This window comes from Nitrospirillum viridazoti CBAmc (genome assembly GCF_000730165.1).
Classification (GTDB): Bacteria; Pseudomonadota; Alphaproteobacteria; order Azospirillales; family Azospirillaceae; genus Nitrospirillum; species Nitrospirillum viridazoti.
On record NZ_CP022111.1, the window covers coordinates 416,716 to 436,032 of the forward strand.

Annotated in this window: 17 protein-coding genes; 12 read left to right on the forward strand and 5 right to left on the reverse strand. The window is 63.8% G+C overall.

Annotated features, from left to right (window positions below; all coding sequences use genetic code 11):
* Positions 1 to 2: 2 nt before the first annotated feature.
* Positions 3 to 521 carry a flavin reductase gene (locus tag Y958_RS15305; RefSeq protein ID WP_040843189.1) on the reverse strand — a complete coding sequence of 173 codons (519 nt, stop codon included), beginning with the start codon at positions 519 to 521 and terminating at the stop codon, positions 3 to 5.
* A gap of 228 nt (positions 522 to 749) precedes the next feature.
* Here Y958_RS15305 and Y958_RS15310 point away from each other — a divergent pair, with 228 nt between their 5' ends.
* From Y958_RS15310 to Y958_RS15320, 3 genes are read left to right on the forward strand one after another with little or no spacing between them, the layout of a single operon-like run.
* Entirely contained in the window at positions 750 to 1,916 is a 1,167-nt protein-coding gene (locus Y958_RS15310) for an MFS transporter (RefSeq protein ID WP_145727585.1), read from the forward strand.
* Between the two features lie 26 nt (positions 1,917 to 1,942).
* Positions 1,943 to 2,737, forward strand: coding sequence for an SDR family oxidoreductase (locus Y958_RS15315; RefSeq protein ID WP_088872916.1), 795 nt, complete (start codon positions 1,943 to 1,945; stop codon positions 2,735 to 2,737).
* An 11-nt stretch (positions 2,738 to 2,748) separates the two neighbouring features.
* Positions 2,749 to 3,993, forward strand: coding sequence for an acyl-CoA dehydrogenase family protein (locus tag Y958_RS15320; protein WP_211098662.1), 1,245 nt, complete (start codon positions 2,749 to 2,751; stop codon positions 3,991 to 3,993).
* A gap of 59 nt (positions 3,994 to 4,052) precedes the next feature.
* On the opposite strand, the gene Y958_RS15325 is transcribed toward Y958_RS15320, so the two are convergent.
* From Y958_RS15325 to Y958_RS15340, 4 genes are all read right to left on the reverse strand, one after another.
* Positions 4,053 to 4,958, reverse strand: coding sequence for a LysR family transcriptional regulator (locus Y958_RS15325; RefSeq protein ID WP_244909597.1), 906 nt, complete (start codon positions 4,956 to 4,958; stop codon positions 4,053 to 4,055).
* A gap of 268 nt (positions 4,959 to 5,226) precedes the next feature.
* A complete protein-coding gene (locus tag Y958_RS15330) occupies positions 5,227 to 5,703 on the reverse strand; it encodes a VOC family protein (protein ID WP_040843187.1) in 477 nt (158 codons plus the stop codon).
* Positions 5,687 to 6,715, reverse strand: coding sequence for a WD40/YVTN/BNR-like repeat-containing protein (locus tag Y958_RS15335; RefSeq protein WP_186291417.1), 1,029 nt, complete (start codon positions 6,713 to 6,715; stop codon positions 5,687 to 5,689). The genes Y958_RS15330 and Y958_RS15335 overlap by 17 nt, the downstream gene beginning before the upstream one ends.
* A gap of 44 nt (positions 6,716 to 6,759) precedes the next feature.
* A complete protein-coding gene (locus Y958_RS15340; protein ID WP_088872917.1) occupies positions 6,760 to 8,265 on the reverse strand; it encodes an aldehyde dehydrogenase family protein in 1,506 nt (501 codons plus the stop codon).
* Positions 8,266 to 8,430: 165 nt separating this feature from the next.
* On the opposite strand from Y958_RS15340, the gene Y958_RS15345 reads away from it, so the two are divergent.
* The 9 genes from Y958_RS15345 (at position 8,431) to Y958_RS15385 (ending at position 19,302) form a co-directional block, all read left to right on the forward strand.
* A complete protein-coding gene (locus Y958_RS15345; protein WP_088872918.1) occupies positions 8,431 to 9,237 on the forward strand; it encodes a 2-keto-4-pentenoate hydratase in 807 nt (268 codons plus the stop codon).
* Positions 9,234 to 10,037: an SDR family NAD(P)-dependent oxidoreductase gene (locus tag Y958_RS15350; protein ID WP_088872919.1), complete on the forward strand. Its 804-nt coding sequence runs from the start codon at positions 9,234 to 9,236 to the stop codon at positions 10,035 to 10,037. The genes Y958_RS15345 and Y958_RS15350 overlap by 4 nt, the downstream gene beginning before the upstream one ends.
* 113 nt (positions 10,038 to 10,150) lie before the next feature.
* Positions 10,151 to 10,759 (forward strand): amino acid synthesis family protein, encoded by a 609-nt coding sequence (locus tag Y958_RS15355; protein WP_088872920.1) that lies wholly within the window; start codon positions 10,151 to 10,153, stop codon positions 10,757 to 10,759.
* Between the two features lie 12 nt (positions 10,760 to 10,771).
* Positions 10,772 to 11,689: an alpha/beta fold hydrolase gene (locus tag Y958_RS15360; RefSeq protein WP_211098664.1), complete on the forward strand. Its 918-nt coding sequence runs from the start codon at positions 10,772 to 10,774 to the stop codon at positions 11,687 to 11,689.
* 9 nt (positions 11,690 to 11,698) lie between these two features.
* Positions 11,699 to 13,072: an aminotransferase gene (locus Y958_RS15365; protein ID WP_088872921.1), complete on the forward strand. Its 1,374-nt coding sequence runs from the start codon at positions 11,699 to 11,701 to the stop codon at positions 13,070 to 13,072.
* On the forward strand, positions 13,069 to 14,640 hold the full coding sequence (locus tag Y958_RS15370; RefSeq protein ID WP_088872922.1) for an acetolactate synthase large subunit: 1,572 nt from the start codon (positions 13,069 to 13,071) through the stop codon (positions 14,638 to 14,640). The genes Y958_RS15365 and Y958_RS15370 overlap by 4 nt, the downstream gene beginning before the upstream one ends.
* 280 nt (positions 14,641 to 14,920) lie before the next feature.
* The gene (locus Y958_RS15375) at positions 14,921 to 17,182 is read left to right on the forward strand and encodes a TonB-dependent receptor (RefSeq protein ID WP_186291418.1); all 2,262 of its coding nucleotides are present in this window, start codon (positions 14,921 to 14,923) and stop codon (positions 17,180 to 17,182) included.
* Between the two features lie 82 nt (positions 17,183 to 17,264).
* Positions 17,265 to 17,810: a cytochrome b gene (locus tag Y958_RS15380; RefSeq protein WP_211098665.1), complete on the forward strand. Its 546-nt coding sequence runs from the start codon at positions 17,265 to 17,267 to the stop codon at positions 17,808 to 17,810.
* Between the two features lie 43 nt (positions 17,811 to 17,853).
* Positions 17,854 to 19,302, forward strand: a complete 1,449-nt coding sequence (locus Y958_RS15385; protein WP_088872925.1) for an NAD-dependent succinate-semialdehyde dehydrogenase — start codon at positions 17,854 to 17,856, stop codon at positions 19,300 to 19,302.
* The last annotated feature ends 15 nt before the right edge of the window (positions 19,303 to 19,317 follow it).

Sequence of the window (19,317 nt, forward strand, 5' to 3'; positions counted from 1 at the left end):
GTTCAGTCCGTGGTGTCGGCGCCTGACGCCACGGACTGGCGGACGCAATGGAAGGCCCGGTCAAAATAGATCAGGCCATCGGCGCGATCATTGATGCGGATGGCCTGCACCCGGGCGAAAAGCACGCCATGGGTGCCCACGTCGTTTATGGCGTCCACCGTGCAGTCCAAGGCCACCGCGGCGTCGCGCAGGACCGGCGCGCCGGTCTGGAGGGTGTCCCACTCCAATTCGTTCGCAAATCGCTCAGCGGCCGGGGAACCCGGTGTCGCGAACAGCCTGCATAGGGATTCATGCCGCGCGGCCAGGACATTGACGCAGACGACGCCGTTTGTCTTCAAGGTTTGGTAGCCCCGCGACGACCGGTTGATACAGGCGAGCAAGGTCGCCGGCTGGTCGGTGACACTACAGACGGCTGAGACTGTCATGCCATGGCGGCCGGCGGGGCCGTTGGACGTGATGATGCTGACGGCCGCCCCCAGCCGCGCCATGGCAGCCCGGAACTGATCTTTTTCCACCGGCATGGTCTCTCTCCGATGCATTGGTCCGGACCGCGTTCCAACGCCGCGCTGGCCGGTTTTTGGATCATAATTGGAACAATCATCGGTTAACAAGACAAACGTTGCTAAAGAGAGACAATTGAGGCATGCTTACCGGGCCATATAATTTGTTGGGGGGCTATCCAGAATGATTGCAGAGAGCATGCCCGTGTCCTGGCCTCAGGGGCCGGCCTTCGCCGTGCGGATATGGTGATGGCGCATCCCACCCGGCTTGGTACACCGGGACTGCTCGCCGCCGTGGTGCTTGGCACCCTGGGCGGTTTGACGATCATGATCGTGCCCGGCTTTGTTGGCCTGGTCGGCAGTCTCACCGGACTGGACGATCAGTCACTTGGGTATGTGGCGTCATGGGACATCAACGCCATGGCTGTCGCAATCGGCGCCGGGACGTTTCTCATCTCCCGGTTCAACTGGCGCCATTTGGCGCTTCTCGCCCTGGCGATCATCGGTATCGGCAATCTCTGGACGGCCACGTGCGGGACCTATCCCGCGGTTGTCGCCGCGCGTGTGCTGGCCGGGTGCGGCGAGGGGCTGGCGATCGCGGTGTCGTTCGCCGCCTTGGGAAGCGCCCCCAATCCCGATCGCGCTTTCGGCATTTACCTGGTGGTCGGTCTGGCGGTGAGCGCCGGGATCCTTGTGGTCCTGCCCGCCCTGCAGGTGTCGATCGGGCCGTCGGCGATATTCATCGGGCTGGCGCTGATTGCCGTGTCCGCCGCCGCTGTCGTGAAATGGCTGCCAACCCACAGTTCCATGTCCGCCGCCAACGCCCTGGACGGTGTTTCCGTCCAGAAGGTCCTGACGGTCGCCGGGCTTGCGGGCGTGTTCCTGTATTTCATCGCCCAAGGTGCCATGTGGAGCTACTTTGAGCGGATTGGCACGAGCAACGGCATTGACCCGGACATCATCGGCCAGGCCATGGGGGTCTCCTCCTTTTCAGGCACGGGCGGGGCGCTGGTCGCCGTTCTTCTGACGAACCGGGTCAGCCGCGCCTGGTTGCTGGCCGGCAGCGGCGCCATCTCCTTGCTGAGTTTTTGGCTGTTGATGGGGACCGTGTCGGCTGCGCAGCTGTTCGTCGCCGGCATCCTCTTCAATTTCGGATGGAACCTCGCCCAACCCCTCCTTTCCGGCGTCTGCGCCGAAGCGGATGCGAGGGGGCGTGTCGTCGTTGCCATGGGATGCATCCAGACCGTGGGCTTCGGCGTCGGCCCCGCCTTGGCGGCGGCCTTGCTGACGGGCCACAACTTCGTGCCGGCGGCGTGGATGAGCACGGCGGTCCTGATCTGCAGCCTTGCCATCGTCCTCGGCGGCTTGCGGGCCCGTGGCCTGCAAGCCCTACCCCACAATTCCGCTGTGCCGTGAACGCAGCCGCACATGTTGGGAAGAAAATGAAGCTGGAATTGAATGAGCGCGTCGCCATCGTCACGGGCGGCAGTTCCGGCATTGGCCGGGCCGTGGCCAAGGTGCTGGCGCAAGAGGGCGCCCGGGTGGTCATCACCGCCCGGCGCGGCGACAAGTTGAGCAGGGCGGCGGCGGAACTGGAGGCGGAGACGGCGGGGACAGTCCTGCCCATTCCTTCGGACACGACCGACCAAGCCCGGGTCGACAGCATGGTGACGGCCGCCATCGACGCCTTCGGCCGCATCGACATCCTCGTCAACTGTGCCGCCAACCCGTCCAGCCCGGCGCATGGCGAGATTCAGCATCTGGATGACGGCGCCTTGCTGGGCGATCTGGACACGAAGGTGGTGGGCTATGCCCGCTGCGCGAAGGCCGTGGCCCCCCACATGGCGCGGCGCCGCTGGGGCAGGATCATCAATATCGGTGGACTGACCGGCCGGTCATCCAGCCTGCTCAGCGGCATGCGCAACGCGGCCGTCTGCCACCTGACCAAGACCTTGTCGGATCAATTGGGCCCCGACGGCGTGACGGTGAACGCCCTGCATCCCGGCGTCACCCAGACCGAGCACATCGTGGAGCTTTTTGAGGCCGAGGCAGCCAAGCGCGGCGTGACGCCCGCCGAAATCGAGGCCGAATTCTCCGCCGCCACGCCCATTCGGCGTGTCATTCGGGCGGAGGAGGTGGGGTACGCCGTTGCCTTTCTCGCGTCGCCCTTGGCCGCCGCCATAACGGGGGAGTCCCTCGCGGTCGATGGCGGCATCACGCGGGGCATCTACTTGTAAGGAGAAGAATCGTGCAGACAGAGGAGGCGCGGGCGTCGTCCGCATATACCCAGGCCCCCAGGTCGGGCCAGGTGGCCAACGACGCGTCGGACCTGGTCGCCGGTTTGCTGCGGCGGGCCGAAGACTTGGTCCCGACGCTGAGGTCGCGGTCGCGGGGGGCCATCGAAGCGGGGCAAATTCCCGCGGAAACAATTCAGGACTTCGCGGACGCCGGCTTTTTCAAGGTGCTGCAGCCCGCGCGCCATGGCGGGTACCAACTGCCGCCGCAGGTGTATTGCGCCATCGCCCGGACCTTGGCCGAGGGATGCATGAGCAGTGCCTGGGTCTACGCGGTCATCGCCGTCCACAATTGGCAACTGGCGCTGTTCGACGATCGCGCGGCGCAGGAGGTATGGGGCGGGGACCAGGCCGTACGCATCAGCTCTTCCTACATGCCGGTGGGCAAGGTCACGGTGGTCCCCGGTGGCTATCGGCTGTCGGGGCGATGGGCGTTCTCAAGCGGCTCGGCGCATTGCGACTGGGTCATCCTTGGCGCGATGGTGCCCTCGGCGGAACCGGGCGGCAGGCCCGACCCGCGCAACTTCCTGATCCCCCGGTCCGATTACCGGATCGTCGAGAACTGGGATGTCATGGGACTGCGCGCGACGGGCAGCAACGACATCGTCGTCGACGATGCCTTCGTGCCGGAGCATCGGACCATCAGGGAACTGGACATGTTCAACATGAACTGTCCGGGGCATGCCCACAACACGGCGGCCCTCTACAAGATGCCGTTCGCGCAGATCTTCAACAGGACGGTGTCCACCACCTCCCTGGGCGCGCTGAAACGCGCCTTGGATGTCTTCGTCGAAACAACGAAGGAGAAGAGGGCCACCTACACCGGTGATCGTCTCGCCCGGGACACCACCATCCAACACGCCGTGGCCCAGGTGGAAAGGGCGCTGGACGAGCTTTCCCTCGTGCTGGACCGGGATTGCCGCGAATTGATGGAAAGGGCCATCGGCGGCGACTGGCCAGTCGAGAGACGAGCGGCGCTGGGGGCATCGACCACCGGCATGGTGGATCGCTGTGTCGGTGCCATCGACACCTTGATGGCGTTCAGTGGCGCCAAGGCTGTGTTCCGGGGCAACCCCGTCCAGCAGGCATTCCTGGACATTCACACGGCGCGGGCCCACGTGGCCAACAATCCCTACCCGTATGCCCGCAACCTGGGCGCCGTGCGTTTCGGATTTGATAACGATTCCCTAGATATCTAAGCGGGGATATCTAAGTGGGATGGCGGGGCGTCCGCGCGACGCCCCGTTCCGGCGGCGTCCTACGAGGCGTCCGCATATCCGAAGGCCTCATCATCGCTTCGGGCCTTGGCGGAGGGAAGGTTGGCGGACAGGAAATCGACGAACGCCTTGACCTTGGCCAGAAGGTAGTTGCCCCTGGGGAAGATGAGGTACAGCGGCACCTTGGCCGAGACGTGGTTTGAAAGCACCACCTCCAGCCTGTTGCCGGCGATGTCCTGCTCCAGCAGGAAACGGGGAAGGAACGCGATCCCCATGCCGGCGAGGATGGCCTGGCGGGTCATCCGGACGCTGTTTGAGGTCAACTGGCCGCGGACGACGGGGACAACCAGGTCCTTGGAAAGTTGCCATTCCCCCGGCCGGGAGAGATGGGTTTCAACGACGCAGTCGTGTTCCTTCAACTCCGCCGGGGAGGAGGGGGTGCCGTGCTTGGCGAAATAATCCGGCGATCCCGCCAGCACCATGTCGTATTCGCAAAGCTTGACGGCATCGAGAGCGGAATCGTAAGGCTCCCCGACCCAGAAGGCCGCATCGAAATGCCCGCGCAGCAGATCCACCTGGCTGTCGGAAAGGTTCAGGTGGACCCGGACATCGGGATGCTGGGTCAGGAATTGGGGAATGAACTCGGTCACGCGGAATAGGGACGCCACGACGGGGGCGTTGACCTTCAGGTCGCCGCGGGGTGTCGTCAGCATTCCGGCCATGACCTGGTTGGCCTCGTTGACCTCGTCGATGATGCGGGCGCACCGGTCGTAGATCTGCTGCCCGGCGGGCGTGACCGAGATGCTGCGGGTCGTCCGGTCCAGAAGCTTGGTGCCGGCGTCGCTTTCCAACTGGGCGATCTGGCGGCTGACTGCCGCCTTCGAACAATTCAGCCATTTTGCGGCCGCCGAAAAGCTACCTGTGCTGACCACCGCCGCGAATGACATCAAGGCGACGGCATTCCCAACTTCAATCTTGTCATCCATGGCACGCATGCGTCGTTATTTTTGCATTAAGTGAACAATAGCGCCAAGGTTGGCCTGAAGGTCAACGATTCGATCGGTCTCCGCCAATGTTTTTCTCGCAAAAGGCGCCTTGCCGGGGCCTGAAACTGGGCACAGCGGGCATGGGTGATGAAGGCCAAACGGCAATCACGCCCGTCCCTGCGGGGCGGACGTGACTGGGCATGCTTGGGCCACCGGAGGATGGACGGCATCAGCGATCGAACGTGATAAGGTCAGCCTGCCCCTGGTTCGCGCCCAACTCGGCGATGGCGGCCCCATTGTCGGGCGGAATGATCTGGGCGAACACTTCCAACTGATGTCCATCCGGATCATAGAAATAAATCCCGTTGGAAACGCCGTGGTCCAGGACCTCGTGGATGACGACGCCCTTCTCAAGGAAGGTGGCGTATATGTCCTTGAGCTTGCCGATATCGCCGCCGACATCGATTTCGAGGCCGATATGCTCGAACTCCTTGCCCTTGGGGGCATCGGTTCCGCCCGGGAACAAGGCGATGTCGTGATCGTAATAACCGAAGCTCAAGAAAATGCCGCCCGCGTAGGGGCCCTCGGCAACGCGTGCGCTGATCTTCATGCCCAGGATTTCGCCGTACCACCGGGCGGACTTTTCCGGGTCGCGGACATAAAGGACCACATGGCCGATACGCTTGACCTTAGGGGTGATGGGCATGGTCGTCAGCCTCCGCGCCGGGTACCGCCGGCAGCCAGACAATGTCGGTGATCTCGCTGAATTCGCGCCACTCCTTGCGCCAGCTGAGGCCACCGTCCTCGCTCCGGTAGAGGTGGCCGAACTTCGTGCCGGCGAGGATGAAGTCCGGGTCGGCCACGTTGGTGCCGATGGCCCAGAAGCAGGAGTTCGGCTGGGTGGGCAAGGGAGTTTCCCTCCAGGTACGCCCCCGGTCTTCGGATCGCAGGATGACGCCCGTCGAGCCAGGCGTGCCATCGCCGATGCCCAGGATCAGCTCACCGCTTTGGGGGCGCCGTCGCAGGACACGCGTGTAATAGAGCCCCCAGGTTTCCTTGGCGTCCATTCTGGTCCAGGTCACGCCATCGTCAACCGATTTGTAGATGCCGTTGACGACCAGGGCCAGGATGGTTTTCGGCTCGCCGGGGAACACGACGATGTCGTGCAGGTCCGAGTTGCCGCGACTGGGCGCCCAATCGGTATCCACGCGCTGCCAGGAGTCGCCGCCGTCGCGCGACCGGAAAAGCCCGCCTTCCTCCACTCCGGCCCACACGCCCAAGGGGTCGTCAGGGTCGACGGCCAGGGCCAGCATGCGGGGGCGGCTCACCCCGGCGCATTTCGGCGGCATTTCCAGCCCGGTCCGGCTCCAGGTCTTACCGCCGTCGCGGGAACGGAACAGGATGGCGAGCGACGGGGAACCGGTCCCGGCATACATGATGTCGGGATGATCCGGATGCACAGCCAGCTTCCAGATGGTGTAGTCGTTCAGGGCGCTGTCGATGCGGGTCCAGTTGGCGCCGCAGTCGCTGCTGTGGAATAGGCCTTTCTCCGTCCCGGCGAACAGGGCCTGGGAATCGCGCGGATCGGCCAAAAGGCAGCGGACGCAGTCGTCGTATTCCAGTTCCTGGTTAATGGTCAGCCGTCGCCACGTGGCGCCATTGTCATGGCTGCGCAGGACCGCCTGGCCGTCGGTCGAAACGATCAATGTCTTGTTCATGTCGGTTGCCTCGTTATCGCGGACTGCAAATCGCCGGCGTGGCGTCAGGAGAGGTTCACCCAGACGCTCTTGGTTTCGCTGTAGAGTTCCATGGCCTGCCGGCCATGCTCCCGCCCCCATCCCGATTGCCTGAAGCCACCGAAGGGGCTGGCGGGGTCGATCATGTTGAAGCAGTTCACCCAAACCGTGCCGGCCTTGATGGCGGCGGCGGTGCGGTGGGCCGCCTTGATGTCGTTGGTCCAGATTCCGGCGGACAGGCCGTATTCGGAATCGTTGGCCTGAGCCACCAGGTCGTCCAGGTCGGACCAGGTCAGCGCGGCCAGGACGGGCCCGAAAATTTCCTCGCGGACGATGCGCATGGTGGGCGCCGCATCGACGAAAATGGTGGGCTCGAAAAAGAATCCCTTGTCTAGGGCGGGAGGGCGCCGCCCGCCGGCGGCCAGCTTGGCACCCTCCGTGGAACCCACCTCGACGTAATGATTGACCCGGTCCCATTGCTCTTGGGAAATCAGCGGGCCGAAGTCCACGTCAGGCCGCAGCCCGTCGCCGATCTTGAGCCGGGCCGCGGCACCGGCGATGGCGTCCAGCAGCTCATCGGCACGGCTCTTATGGACGTAAAGGCGCGATCCGGCGGTGCACGTCTGTCCCTGGTTGAAGAAGATGCCCTGGGCGATTGAGGCCGCCGCCGCTTTTAGGTCCGCATCCGGGAACACGATTTGCGGCGACTTGCCGCCCAGTTCCAGTGACACCTTCTTCAAGTTGCCCGCCGAGGCCCTGACGATGGCCTTGCCGACCGCCGTGGAACCGGTGAACGCCACCTTGTCGACGCCGTCATGTTCCACCAGGGCGGCACCGGCATCGCCGAAGCCGGTGATGATGTTGAAGACACCGGGCGGAACACCCGCCTCCAGCGCCAATTCACCCAGGCGCAACGCGGTCAGCGGGGTCTGTTCGGCGGGCTTCAGAACCACCGCGCATCCCGCCGCCAGCGCGGGCGCCACCTTCCACGCCGCCATCGACAGCGGATAGTTCCAGGGAACGATGAGGCCCGCGACCCCAACGGGTTCACGGGTCGTATAGTTCAGGATCTGCGCGCCACTGCGCGGCGACACCGGCAGCGTTTCGCCACCGAACTTGGTGGGCCATCCGGCGAAGTAGCGGAATGTCCTGATGGTTCCCTCGACCTCGACGGCACGCGTCAAGGTCGCCGGCTTTCCGTTGTCGAGACACTCGAGAACCGCGAGGTTCTCGGCGTCGCGCTCGACCAGGTCCGCCAGGCGGAGCAGGACGCGGGACCGGTCCACCGCGGTCATGCGGCTCCAGGCGGGATCGCTCAGGGCCTTCCGGGCGGCGCGCACGGCCAAGTCAACATCCGCCGCCGCGCCGTGGGCGACATGGGCCAGGACTTCCCCCGTGGCGGGGTTGACGGTTTCAAACGTACGGCCCGACAGGGCGTCGACCCATTCCCCGCCGATCAAAAGGCGCTGGGGTCGGGCCTTCAAGGCTGCCTTGAGGTGCTCGGCTCTCTCGATGGCGGTCGTTGTCGTCACGCGCTTGCTCCCGGTCCCGACGTTGAAGGATGTCCTGAATGGCTTATGGCGGCTTAGATAGCATGGTCAACAAAAATAAACAATGAGCGTGATATCGATGAACTGTTGCGTAATCGGGACAATTCGGGCATAGAACGGGACGCCCACCCTAGACAAGGTGATCCCATGGTTCCGTCCCCTGCCATTGAACTCGCCACGGCCCTGGTGGCGGCGCGCTGTACAGGGCGTCCGGTTGACCCTGCGACGGCAGCGTACCTTCCGGCCAATCTGGCCGAGGCTTATGAAGTACAGGCGGCGACCGTGAGGCTCAGGGGCGCCGCAGTGGCAGCATTCAAGATCGGCCTCACCAGCGCTGCGGCGCAGGAAGGTTTGGGGGCGGTTGAACCGATAGCGGGCCGGCTGGCGCCGCCCGACATCAGGTTTTCCCCGGCACGGATAGAGGCGGGCAGCCATCTCAGGATTGTCGAGGCGGAGGTGATTTTCCGTTTCGATCAGGATCTTCCGCCCGAAGCGGCACCGTTTTCAAAAGCCGACGTGATGCGCGGTATCGGCTGCGCCTTCGCGGGCATCGAGGTGTGCGACACGCGGTTCATGGGCGATGATGACACCCTCGCGCGTATCGTGGCCGATAATGGCAATGCCGATCTGCTGGTCGTGGGGGAGCCCTTGCGCGACTGGTCGGAAGAGGCGTTGCGGGGCCTCACGGTCACGCTGATCCGCAGGACGCGGCCCGACGTGCGCGGCTCCACCGCGAAAGTCCTCGGTCATCCGCTGGAGGCGGTGACCTGGCTGGCCAACTGGCTGGCAGCGAGGGGGGAAGGGATACGCTCAGGCCAGCTCGTCGCCAGTGGCAGCTGCACCGGCATGACGGTACTCGGACCTGATGAAGAGGTGACGGCGACCTTCGGCTCGCTCGGTAGCGTGTCGATGAGGTTTGTTCAGGCATTCGGGCTGAAGGAGGACAGGGTATGAGTGTGGATTACGGCCTTGCCGGCAGGGTGGCGATCGTGACCGGGGGAAGCGTCGGCATCGGCAAGGAGACGGCGCGACAGTTGGCCAGACAGGGCGCGAAGGTGGTCATTGCCGCCCGGACGCGCGATGCCCTTGAGGCTGCGGCCGAGGCGTTGCGGGCTGAAACCGGTGGCGAGATCGTTGCCGTCCCGGTGGACACGACCCTTCGCGCGTCGGTCGAAAACCTCGTTTCCGAGACCGTCCGGCGGTTTGGCGGTGTGCATATCCTGGTCAATTGCGCGGCGGCTCCCGGGGGGCTGGTCCGCAACGAGATCGAAAAGGCGGACGAAGACGGCCTGATTGCGGACCTGAACACCAAGCTGGTCGGCTATTTCAGAATGTGCAAGGCGTGCGTTCCCCACATGCGTCAGGCGCGCTGGGGACGCATCGTCAACGTGGGCGGCCTTACCGCGCGTTCCACCGAAGCCCTCAGCGGTATGCGCAACGCGGCCTTGGTCCACCTGACCAAGACTTTGTCCGATCAACTGGGTGTCGATGGCATCACGGTCAACATCGTCCATCCCGGTGTGACGCGGACCGAGCACATCGAGGCCTGGTTCGCCGACATGGCACGGGCGGAAGGCACCAGCGTCGACGCCATCATCAAGCGTGAAGCGGCGGACCCAGCGGCGATCCGGCGGATGCTGGAAGCCGATGAGGTGGCGAACGCCATCGTGTTCCTGGCGTCTTCGCTTGCCAGCGGCCTTACGGGCGAGTCCATCGCGGTGGACGGGGGACTGTCCCGGGCGGTGTTCCTCTGATCGGAATGCACCAGGTGTGATTGTTCCGAAAAAGGAACTATTAACTTGATATAGCCATATTGTTGTGAAAAAGTTCCTTCAAGAAACTGACAACTCAGCGAACGGGAGTTCCCATGTCCAGCCGCCCCGCCAACTTCCACGGCCTGCATATCCGCAAGTGGTATGAGTTCCAGGAGGAGACCCTCGCCATTGAGACCGGGCCGCTGGCCGATGGTGAACCGGTCGTGAAACTGGTGGTGGCGGCCGCCATCGCCAATCCCAATGCCGGGCGCTTCGTCGCCTCGTTTGACGAGGTCATCGCCGCGTCCGAACATCTGGGTATCGAATTCGCGCGGCGCTTGATCACCCGGCTCGCCGGCCGCGCGGTGCAGAGCTACGGCAAGGCGGCCCTGGTCGGCGCCAACGGCGAGTACGAGCACGGCAACGCCTTCCTGACCACGGCCTTCGCCGAACCCATTCGCGAAGCCGTCGGCGGGGGCAAGGCCTGGGTCCCGTCCACCGGCAAGCGTGGCGGGCCGGGAACGGAGATCGATATTCCGCTGGCACACAAGGACGCCCTTTACGTCCGTTCCCATTACGACACCTTTTCCGTGACCTTCACCGACTCCCCCGGCCCGGACGAGGTCGTCATCGCCATGGCGGTTGCGACGCGTGGGCGCCTGCACGCCCGCCTGGGCGGCATCTCGGTGGATGAGATCATCGGCGAAGACGGGCTGCGCTAAGGGCGGATGGCGATGACGGACCCCACCTCACCGGCCCCGGGCAATGACCGCCCCGTCGCCGAAGGCCTGCTTCCCGGTGAACGTTTAAGCATCCGGATGATCAATGGCCTGCGGCTCGCGGTTCGCGAGTGGGGTCCGCCGGACGCGCCGCCGGTCGTGCTTCTTCATGGGCTTCGCGGATATTCCAGCACATGGCGGACCCTGGCGCGGACGCTTGCTCCGTCCCATCGACTCATCGCCGTCGATCAGCGTGGCCGTGGCGACAGCGATTGGGATCCCGGCCGCAATTATTATACGGACAGCTACCTGGCCGACCTTGAGGGCGTCGTCGACAGCCTCGGTTTGACGCGCTTCCACCTGATAGGCCACTCCATGGGCGGCACGACCTCTTATGTCTATGCCGCCAAGCACCCCACGCGCCTGGCGGCGCTGATCATCGAGGACATCGCGCCGGGCTCTTCGGCGCGGGGGGCGGGTGCTGAGCGCATCGTTGCGGAGATGGCAGCGCTGCCCCGGGAGTTTGCCACCTGGGGCGAGGCGCGGGCGTACTGGCGTAAAAGCCGGCCGATGCTGAGTGCCGAGGCCATCGAGCAGCGCATGGCCGAGAGCCTGAGAGAGGACGCCAAAGGCCGCATCGCCTGGCGTTACGACGCCGAGGGGATCAGCCACACACGGATCGCCCCCAACCCGCAGCGGATTGTCGACCTGTGGCCGGCCGTGGAGGCGCTGCGTGTTCCAACCCTCGTCATCCGGGGGGAGCGTTCCGACTTTTGCGCCGCCGATACCGTTCGCGAGATGACCCGGCGCAATTCCAACATTTCTTCGGTCACGGTCGCCGGCGCCAGCCACTACGTGCACGACGACGCCCCGATCCCTTACGCCCAGCATGTCGGCCGGTTCCTGGCCGCACATCCGCTCGGTTCAAGCTGACAGGAAACAATGATGACGTTCGACATCCAACGCGCCGGGCAAATCGATCGCGCTTCCCTTTTCCATCCCTTCACCTCCGTGGCCGACCTGATGCGCGACGGGCCCCTGATCATGGCCGAAGGGAAGGGCGTGCGCCTGAAGGATATCGAGGGGCGAAGCTACCTCGACGGCATGGCCGGTCTTTGGTGCGTCAACCTAGGGTATGGGCGCGAAGACATCAGCGGCGCCATCGCCGCGCAGAGCACCAAGCTGTCCTTCTTCCACACCTTCAACGGCCTGTCGACGGACGTGGCGATCGAATGCGCCCACGCCCTGTTGAAGCGGGCGCCGGTTCCGATGGCCCGCGTGTTCTTCGGGGCGTCGGGCAGTGACGCCAACGAGACCCAGCTGAAGCTGATTTGGTACTACAACAATCTGCGGGGCCTGCCGAAGAAGAAGAAGGTCATCGCGCGGTGGAACAGCTATCACGGATCAGGTGTGGCCACTGCCAGCCTGACCGGGCTGCCGGGCATGCACGCGCTGTTCGATCTGCCGCAGGGACCGATCCTCCATATTTCGAATCCCCATCACTATCGCAAGGCGCCTGAGGGGGTGTCCGAGCGGCAGTTCTCCCGTCAGCTCGCCGCCGAACTCGAGGCGCTGATCGCCCGCGAGGGGGCGGAGACGATTGCGGCTTTCTTCGCCGAACCCGTCATGGGCGCCGGTGGCCTCATTCCTCCTCCCGAAGGGTATTTCGAGGAGATCGTTCCCATCCTGCGCAAGCACGACATCCTGCTGGTCCTGGACGAGGTGGTGTCGGGCTTCGGCCGCCTGGGCACTTACTGGGGCAGCCAGCGGTTTGGCCTGGAACCTGACCTGATCACGGCCGCCAAGGGTGTGACCAGCGGCTACTTCCCCATGTCCGTCTGCTTCGTGTCGCCGAAGGTATGGGACGTGATCGAGGCGGGATCGGAAAAGGCCGGGCTGTTCGGCCATGGCTACACCTATTCGGCTCACCCGGTCGCGGCGGCGGCGGCGTTGGCCACCCTCAAGGCCATTGACCAGGAGGGGGTGGTGGAGAATGTGGCACAGCTGGGCCCCTATTTCCACGCGGCCATGCGCGAAGCCGTGGGGGACCACCCGCTGGTGGGCGAAATCCGCGGTCTGGGGTTCATGATGGGCATCGAGCTGGTGCGCGACCGCGCGGCGAAGACGCCGTTCGCGCCGGAGCTGCGCGTTGGGCGCAAACTGCTGAAGGACCTCGTTGGTCGCGGCCTGATTTCCAGAGCCCTGGGCGACACGATGGTGTTCGCGCCACCGCTGGTCGCCACCAAGGCCGACCTCGATGAAATCATCTCCCTCTTCAAGGCGGGGCTGGACGCCGTCGCCCAGGAGGTATCATGACGACCACCCGCTGGAACGGGGCCCATCGTCTGCTGCGGGCCGCCCGGGCGAGAGGAATAGACATCTGCTTCGCCAATCCGGGAACGACGGAGTTGACGCTGGTCGCCGCCCTTGACGACGTGCCTAGCATCAGGCCCGTCCTGGGATTGTTCGAAGGGGTGTGCACGGGCGCGGCCGATGGCTATGCCCGTGTCTCAGGCAAGCCGGCGCTCACCCTGCTGCACCTTGGCCCGGGTTTGGCGAATGGCCTCGCCAACCTGCATAACGCCCGCCGCGCCCGGTCGCCGGTGGTGAACATCGTGGGCGATCATGCCACCTGGCATCTGCCGTTCGATGCGCCGCTGACGTCCGATATCGACTCCTTCGCCAAGCCGGTGTCAAAGGCCGTCATCTATTTGCGGGACGCGGCCAGCTTGCCGGCCCAGTTGCAGGAGGCGTTCGACATCGCGTCGGGGCCGAATGGCGCGGTGGTCACCGTGATCGCCCCGACGGACGTGATGGATGCCGAGGTGGCGGAGGCGACTTCCCCTTCGCCGACGCGGCCATCGGGCAAAGGCGCCGTTTCGGATGTCGCTGTCGATGCCGCTGCGGCGGCGCTGTCACGCGGTGGTCCGCTTATCCTGTTGCTCGGCGCCGACGCCCTTACGGAGCGGGGACAGCGCGCGGCGGCGCGCGTCGCCGGTGCCGTGTCCGCACGGCTGCTCATGGAATCCTATCCGGCGATCGTAAGTCTGGGCGGCGATCTCCCGCGTCTCGAACGCCTGGCCTACTTCCCGCAGGATGTCCTGAAGCAGGTGGGGGAGGCCACGGTGGTTCTGGTGGGGGCGAAAGCGCCGGTGAGCTACTTCGGATACGAAGGGCAACCCAGCGCGCTGGTTCAATCGGACCGCATCATCGAACTGTCGCGGCCGGATGAGGATAGCGTCGCGGCGCTGGAAGCCCTGGCGGCCCGGATGGAGGCGCCGGCGCTGGCTGCGGAAACCGCTGCCACGCCAGCGGTGCCATCCGACGCGGGCGGCGCCGGGCCTCTCTCCCCGGTGGATGTCGTCGATGATCTAATCGACCGCCTACCGGAGGGGGCGATCATTTCCCTGGAGGGCTCCACCCTCGGTGGCCCCTTTCTGCAACGCGCCTACCGTGCCCGCAAGCACCGCGTGATGACGAATACGGGTGGCGCGATCGGCCAGGGCTTGCCCTGCGCCACCGGGGCTGCCCTGGCGGCGCCGGGTGTGCGCGTCGTGTCGCTGCAATCCGATGGCAGCGCCCAATACACCGTGCAGTCCCTCTGGACGATCGCCCGCGAGAAGCTGCCGGTCACCGTTATCATCGCGGCCAATCACCGGTATGGAATATTGCAGACCGAGTTGAAGCGGGCGGACGCTTCCATCGATGGCGATGTGACGGGCCGCTTGACCCGGCTCGACAATCCCCGGGTGGACTGGACAGCGTTGGCGCAGGGATACGGCGTTCCCGCCACCCGTGTGGCCAGCCGCCGGGATCTGCAGCTGGCGCTGAAGCAGGGCTTCGATGAGGTGGGTCCTTTCCTGATCCAGGTCGATCTGCCCTGACCTTCGCGGCCAAATGCCGATCACGTTATTGGCTCCGCCTGATGCTGGGAGATGGAAAGCGGCGGAGTCTCAGTTTTAAGAAAAAAAAACGTCCGGGTATGTCCTTTTGCCCGCCACCAAGTGATGGGTCCAATCAAAGGCCCCCATAAGAAAAAACAATGCAATCCAGACGAAAATAACATGCCGTCGAAAAAACTCGATGGCCGTGAACAGAGAGGGTTGTCTTATGGAATTATCCAGCAGGGGCGGCTCGGGCAAGCCGTCACGACTCCTTCCCATCATGCTGCCGGTCATCTTGGCTGGGTTGCCTGGCGGGGCGTGGGCGCAACAGCAAGGACCATCGACCGACGGGGACCAACTGACGGAAATCGTGATCACAGCTGAAAAGCGTGTGTCCACGGTTCAACAGACGCCGATCAGCATCACCGCCGTCAGTGGCGACCAGTTATCGAAGGAAGGGATCACTGACGTGGGGCGCCTGGCGTCCCAGGTTCCGGGTATCGCCATGGCGTCCGAGGGCCCAGGGCGGACGCAGTTCAACATTCGCGGACTGTCCAGTTCCGGTGGGTCATCGCCGACGGTGGGCTTTTACTTGGATGACGTGCCGGTTACGCCGCCGACATCGCAGCTGGCATCGGCCGGGAAGGTCATGATCGATCCAGATTTGTATGATCTGGCACGCGTGGAAATCCTCCGAGGCCCCCAAGGCACCTTGTACGGCGCCAGTTCGATGGGCGGCACCATCCGTCTGATCACCAACGATCCCGATCTCGAACATTTCTCCGGGCGTGTCCAGGCGGGTGTATCCGGCACCGACGGCGGTGGAGTCAATTATAGCGGGAATTTCATGCTGAACGTCCCGATTGTCAGTGACAAGCTGGCGCTACGCCTGGTTGGAACGGAAAAGTACAATTCAGGCTTCATCGACCGTATTGTGGCCAACGATTTCCCGCTGCCGAACGGCACGATGCGCGGCGACGTCGTCGGCGCGCCGGTGGCGAAGGTCCATTCCAATGATAATGACGATAGGACAACCGGCTTCCGCGCGACCTTGCTTTTCAAGCCCACCGAGGATCTGAGCATCGAGCCGGCGATATTCCATCAGCGGCTCACCACCGGCGCATTGTCGGCCATCGACATGCCGCCCGGCACCATGGCGCATTACCAGCCTTATGACGTGCCGGAGTCCTCCTTGCAGGCGTTCGACGACTACAGCCTGCGGATCAAGTATGATTTGAGCAATATATCGTTGCAGTCGATCACGTCTTTGCTCCGGGGAAGTTCCTACGTCAAAGAGGATGATGCCGAAAGCCAGTATTTCGCGTTCGGTCCCATGGGGCCAACGGGATTGCCCACGGACAACAGCACGACCGAACGGCATTCCTCACACCAGTTTAATCAGGAGCTGCGCGTATCCTCGAACGATGACTCCATCCTGCAATGGGTGGCGGGCGGCTTTTACAGCCGCTTCTCCGACCATCTCCTGGTGCGCAACACGGTGAACGACCTGGTTCCGATCTATGGCACCGCCAATGCGTTCACCGACGTCGAGCCCGACAGCCTGACGCAACAGGCGCTTTTCGGCGAGGTCAACTATCAGTTCCTGCCGGACTGGAAGGCGACGGTTGGCTTGCGTTACTTCCACTACCGGTTCGAATATCAGCAGAACGCCGATGGTCTGGCCGCCCAGACGGGGACGTTCAGCGGCGCCGCCGGCGCCTATGGCCTGACGCCCAAATTCACCCTGACCTATACGCCGGACAAGAACCTTCTTTTTTATGCCACGGCCTCAAAAGGCTATCGTCCTGGCGGTCCCAACCTGCCCATCCCGACCAGCGGCGTCGTCGATTGTTCCTCCTCATACCAGCAGCTGGGCATCAAGACGGAGCCGTCGACCTTCGGCCCAGATGCGGTTTGGAACTATGAGATCGGCGAGAAGGCGAAGCTTCTCGATGGCCGGATGACGCTGAATTCGTCCTTCTATTATATCGACTGGCAGCGCATCCAACTCCAGACCACGCTCGCATGCGGGTATTTCTTTACCGCCAACTCGGGCAAAGCCTATTCGGAAGGCGCTGAGGTTGAGGCCAGCGTGAAACTGGGGGATGGCTTCCGGCTCAACCAGTCGCTGGGGACGACGCGGTCGGCGCTGACGGATGCGGCCTTGCCCGGAAACTCCCCGATCGGTCAGCAGCTTCCCGATGTGCCGCGTTGGACGGCGACGACCTCCCTGGAATATTCGCGTGACATAGCCGGCGATCTGACCTTCAGCGCCCTGGTGACGAACCGGTTTGTCGATGCGCAGTACGATTACAGCGCCGTGCCGGCCAGTTATTTCCAAAAGCCAGCCTACGACCTGGTCGACATGCGCATCGGGTTGGCGGGTGGCAGCTGGACGACGTCGCTTTACATCGACAACCTGTTTGACCGCCGCGCGGTCACCGGCATCAATCGGAACGTGGCCCAGAACAATCCTTATTATGCCCGCGTGTTCATCAACCGGCCCCGGACGATCGGCGTCACGGCGGAGACGGAGTTCTAAGCGCTCTTGGTGTAGGGCCCGGGCCGGCTTGGAACGCCGACCCGGGCCTTGGCCCGAGATCCACAAGTTTCCGGAGGGAGTCTTGAACTCAGCAAAGAAATACCCTTTGGCCATGCGGCTCATTCATTGGTTCCGCGCCGCGATTGTCTTGGGGATGATCTGGCTTGGTTGGAAGATGGTGTCGCTGGGCGACAACATCCCGGCGAAGTTCGAGGATTTTTACCCCCTTCATAAGTCATTCGGCCTCGTGGTGATCATCCTGGTGGCCGTCCAGCTGGTATTGCGGGTACTCGTGCCGACGCCGGCGCTGGCCACTGGCCTTTCGAAGTTCGAGGCCATTGCGGCTAAAATCGCCCATGTGGCGCTTTATGTGCTGATGATCGTCGTTCCTGTGATCGGATATTCACGCTCGAGCACTTTCTCGGAAAGCGACGGCGTTACCTTGTTCGGTCTCAAGGTCCCGGAACTTCTGGGGAAGAACGACGCACTCTCCGAGACGTTGAGTTCCATTCACGCGGTGCTGGCATACACACTGCTGGCCGTCATCGTCATCCATGTATTGGGGGCGTTGAAGCATCGCATCTTCGACAAGAATAAAAACAATGATCCGCTTTCGCGGATGATTTGACGGCACTGGGTCCTGATTTAGACGCTTGGGTTGGAGACGTATCGTGGCAAATCGCTATCTGCGCGAACAAAATTATATCGACGGCAAGTGGGTGGACGCGGATTCGAGGGCCACGATAGACGTTATCGACCCCGCGACTTCGGTGCGCATCGGCACCGTTCCGAGATCTGGCCAGATGGAAACTCGGCGCGCCATAGCGGCGGCGGATGCCGCGTTTCAAACCTGGCGCCGGACGACCGCGCTGGAGCGGTCGCAACTCCTGCGCAAGCTGCATGACCTGATCCTGCAAAATCAGCAGGCCTTGGCTGAACTGCTGACGCTGGAACAGGGGAAGCCGTTGGCCGAGGCCACGGGTGAAATTCGCGCGTCCGCCGCTTACGTCCTTTGGTTCGCCGAGGAGGCGCGGCGGGTTTATGGTGAGGTGGTGCCGTCCCCCTGGGCCGACCGCCGCATTCTGGTCACCAAGGAACCCGTCGGGGTGGTAGCTGCGATCACGCCCTGGAACTTTCCGTCATCGATGCTGGCCCGCAAGCTTGCCCCCGCTCTCGCCGCCGGTTGCACGGTTGTCGCCAAGCCGGCGACCCAGACGCCCTTCTCGGGTTTGGCCTGGGGGGTGCTGTGTGAAGAGGCCGGCTTCCCCCAGGGCGTCGTCAACATTGTGACCGGCAGCGCCGGCGAGATCGGCGACGAGCTTTGCTTTAGTCCCATTGTCCGGAAGCTGACCTTCACCGGGTCGACCGAAATCGGGAAGGTCCTCCTCGCGAAATGCGCCGCCACTGTGAAGAAGGTGTCCATGGAGCTGGGCGGCAACGCCCCCTTCATCGTCTTTGACGATGCCGATATCGATCGCGCCGTGGAAGGGGCCATCACCTCGAAATATCGCAACTCCGGCCAGACCTGCGTTTGCACCAACCGGTTCCTGGTGCAGTCGCGCATCTATGATCGGTTCGTCGAGAAGCTGGCGGCGGAGACCGGGAAGCTGAGAGTTGGCCCCGGCTTGGAACCGCGCACGCAACAAGGTCCGCTTATCGATTTAAGGGCGGTGGAGCGGGTTGAGGAATTGATCCGGGACGCCATCGACAAGGGGGCGGGCATCGCCATCGGCGGCAAGCGTCATGCGCTTGGTGGAAACTTCTTCGAGCCCACCGTCATCTCTGGCGCCGGCTCCGAAATGCTGTGCATGAAGGAGGAGATCTTTGGTCCCATCGCGCCGGTGTCCCGCTTCGAAACCGAAGAGGAGGCAATCGCCCGAGCCAACGAAACCGAGTTCGGGTTGGCGGCATACTTCTATACGGCCGACCTCGCCCGCGCCTTCCGCGTCATGGGTAGTCTCAAGTACGGCATGGTTGGCATCAATGAAGGTTTGATCACCACTGTTGAGGGCCCTTTTGGCGGTTTCAAGGAATCCGGAATTGGCAAGGAAGGGGGGCGCCAGGGTATCGATGACTATATCGATACCAAGTATGTGTGCCTGGGCGGTCTGGGCAGCTAGGGAATGACGCTGCTG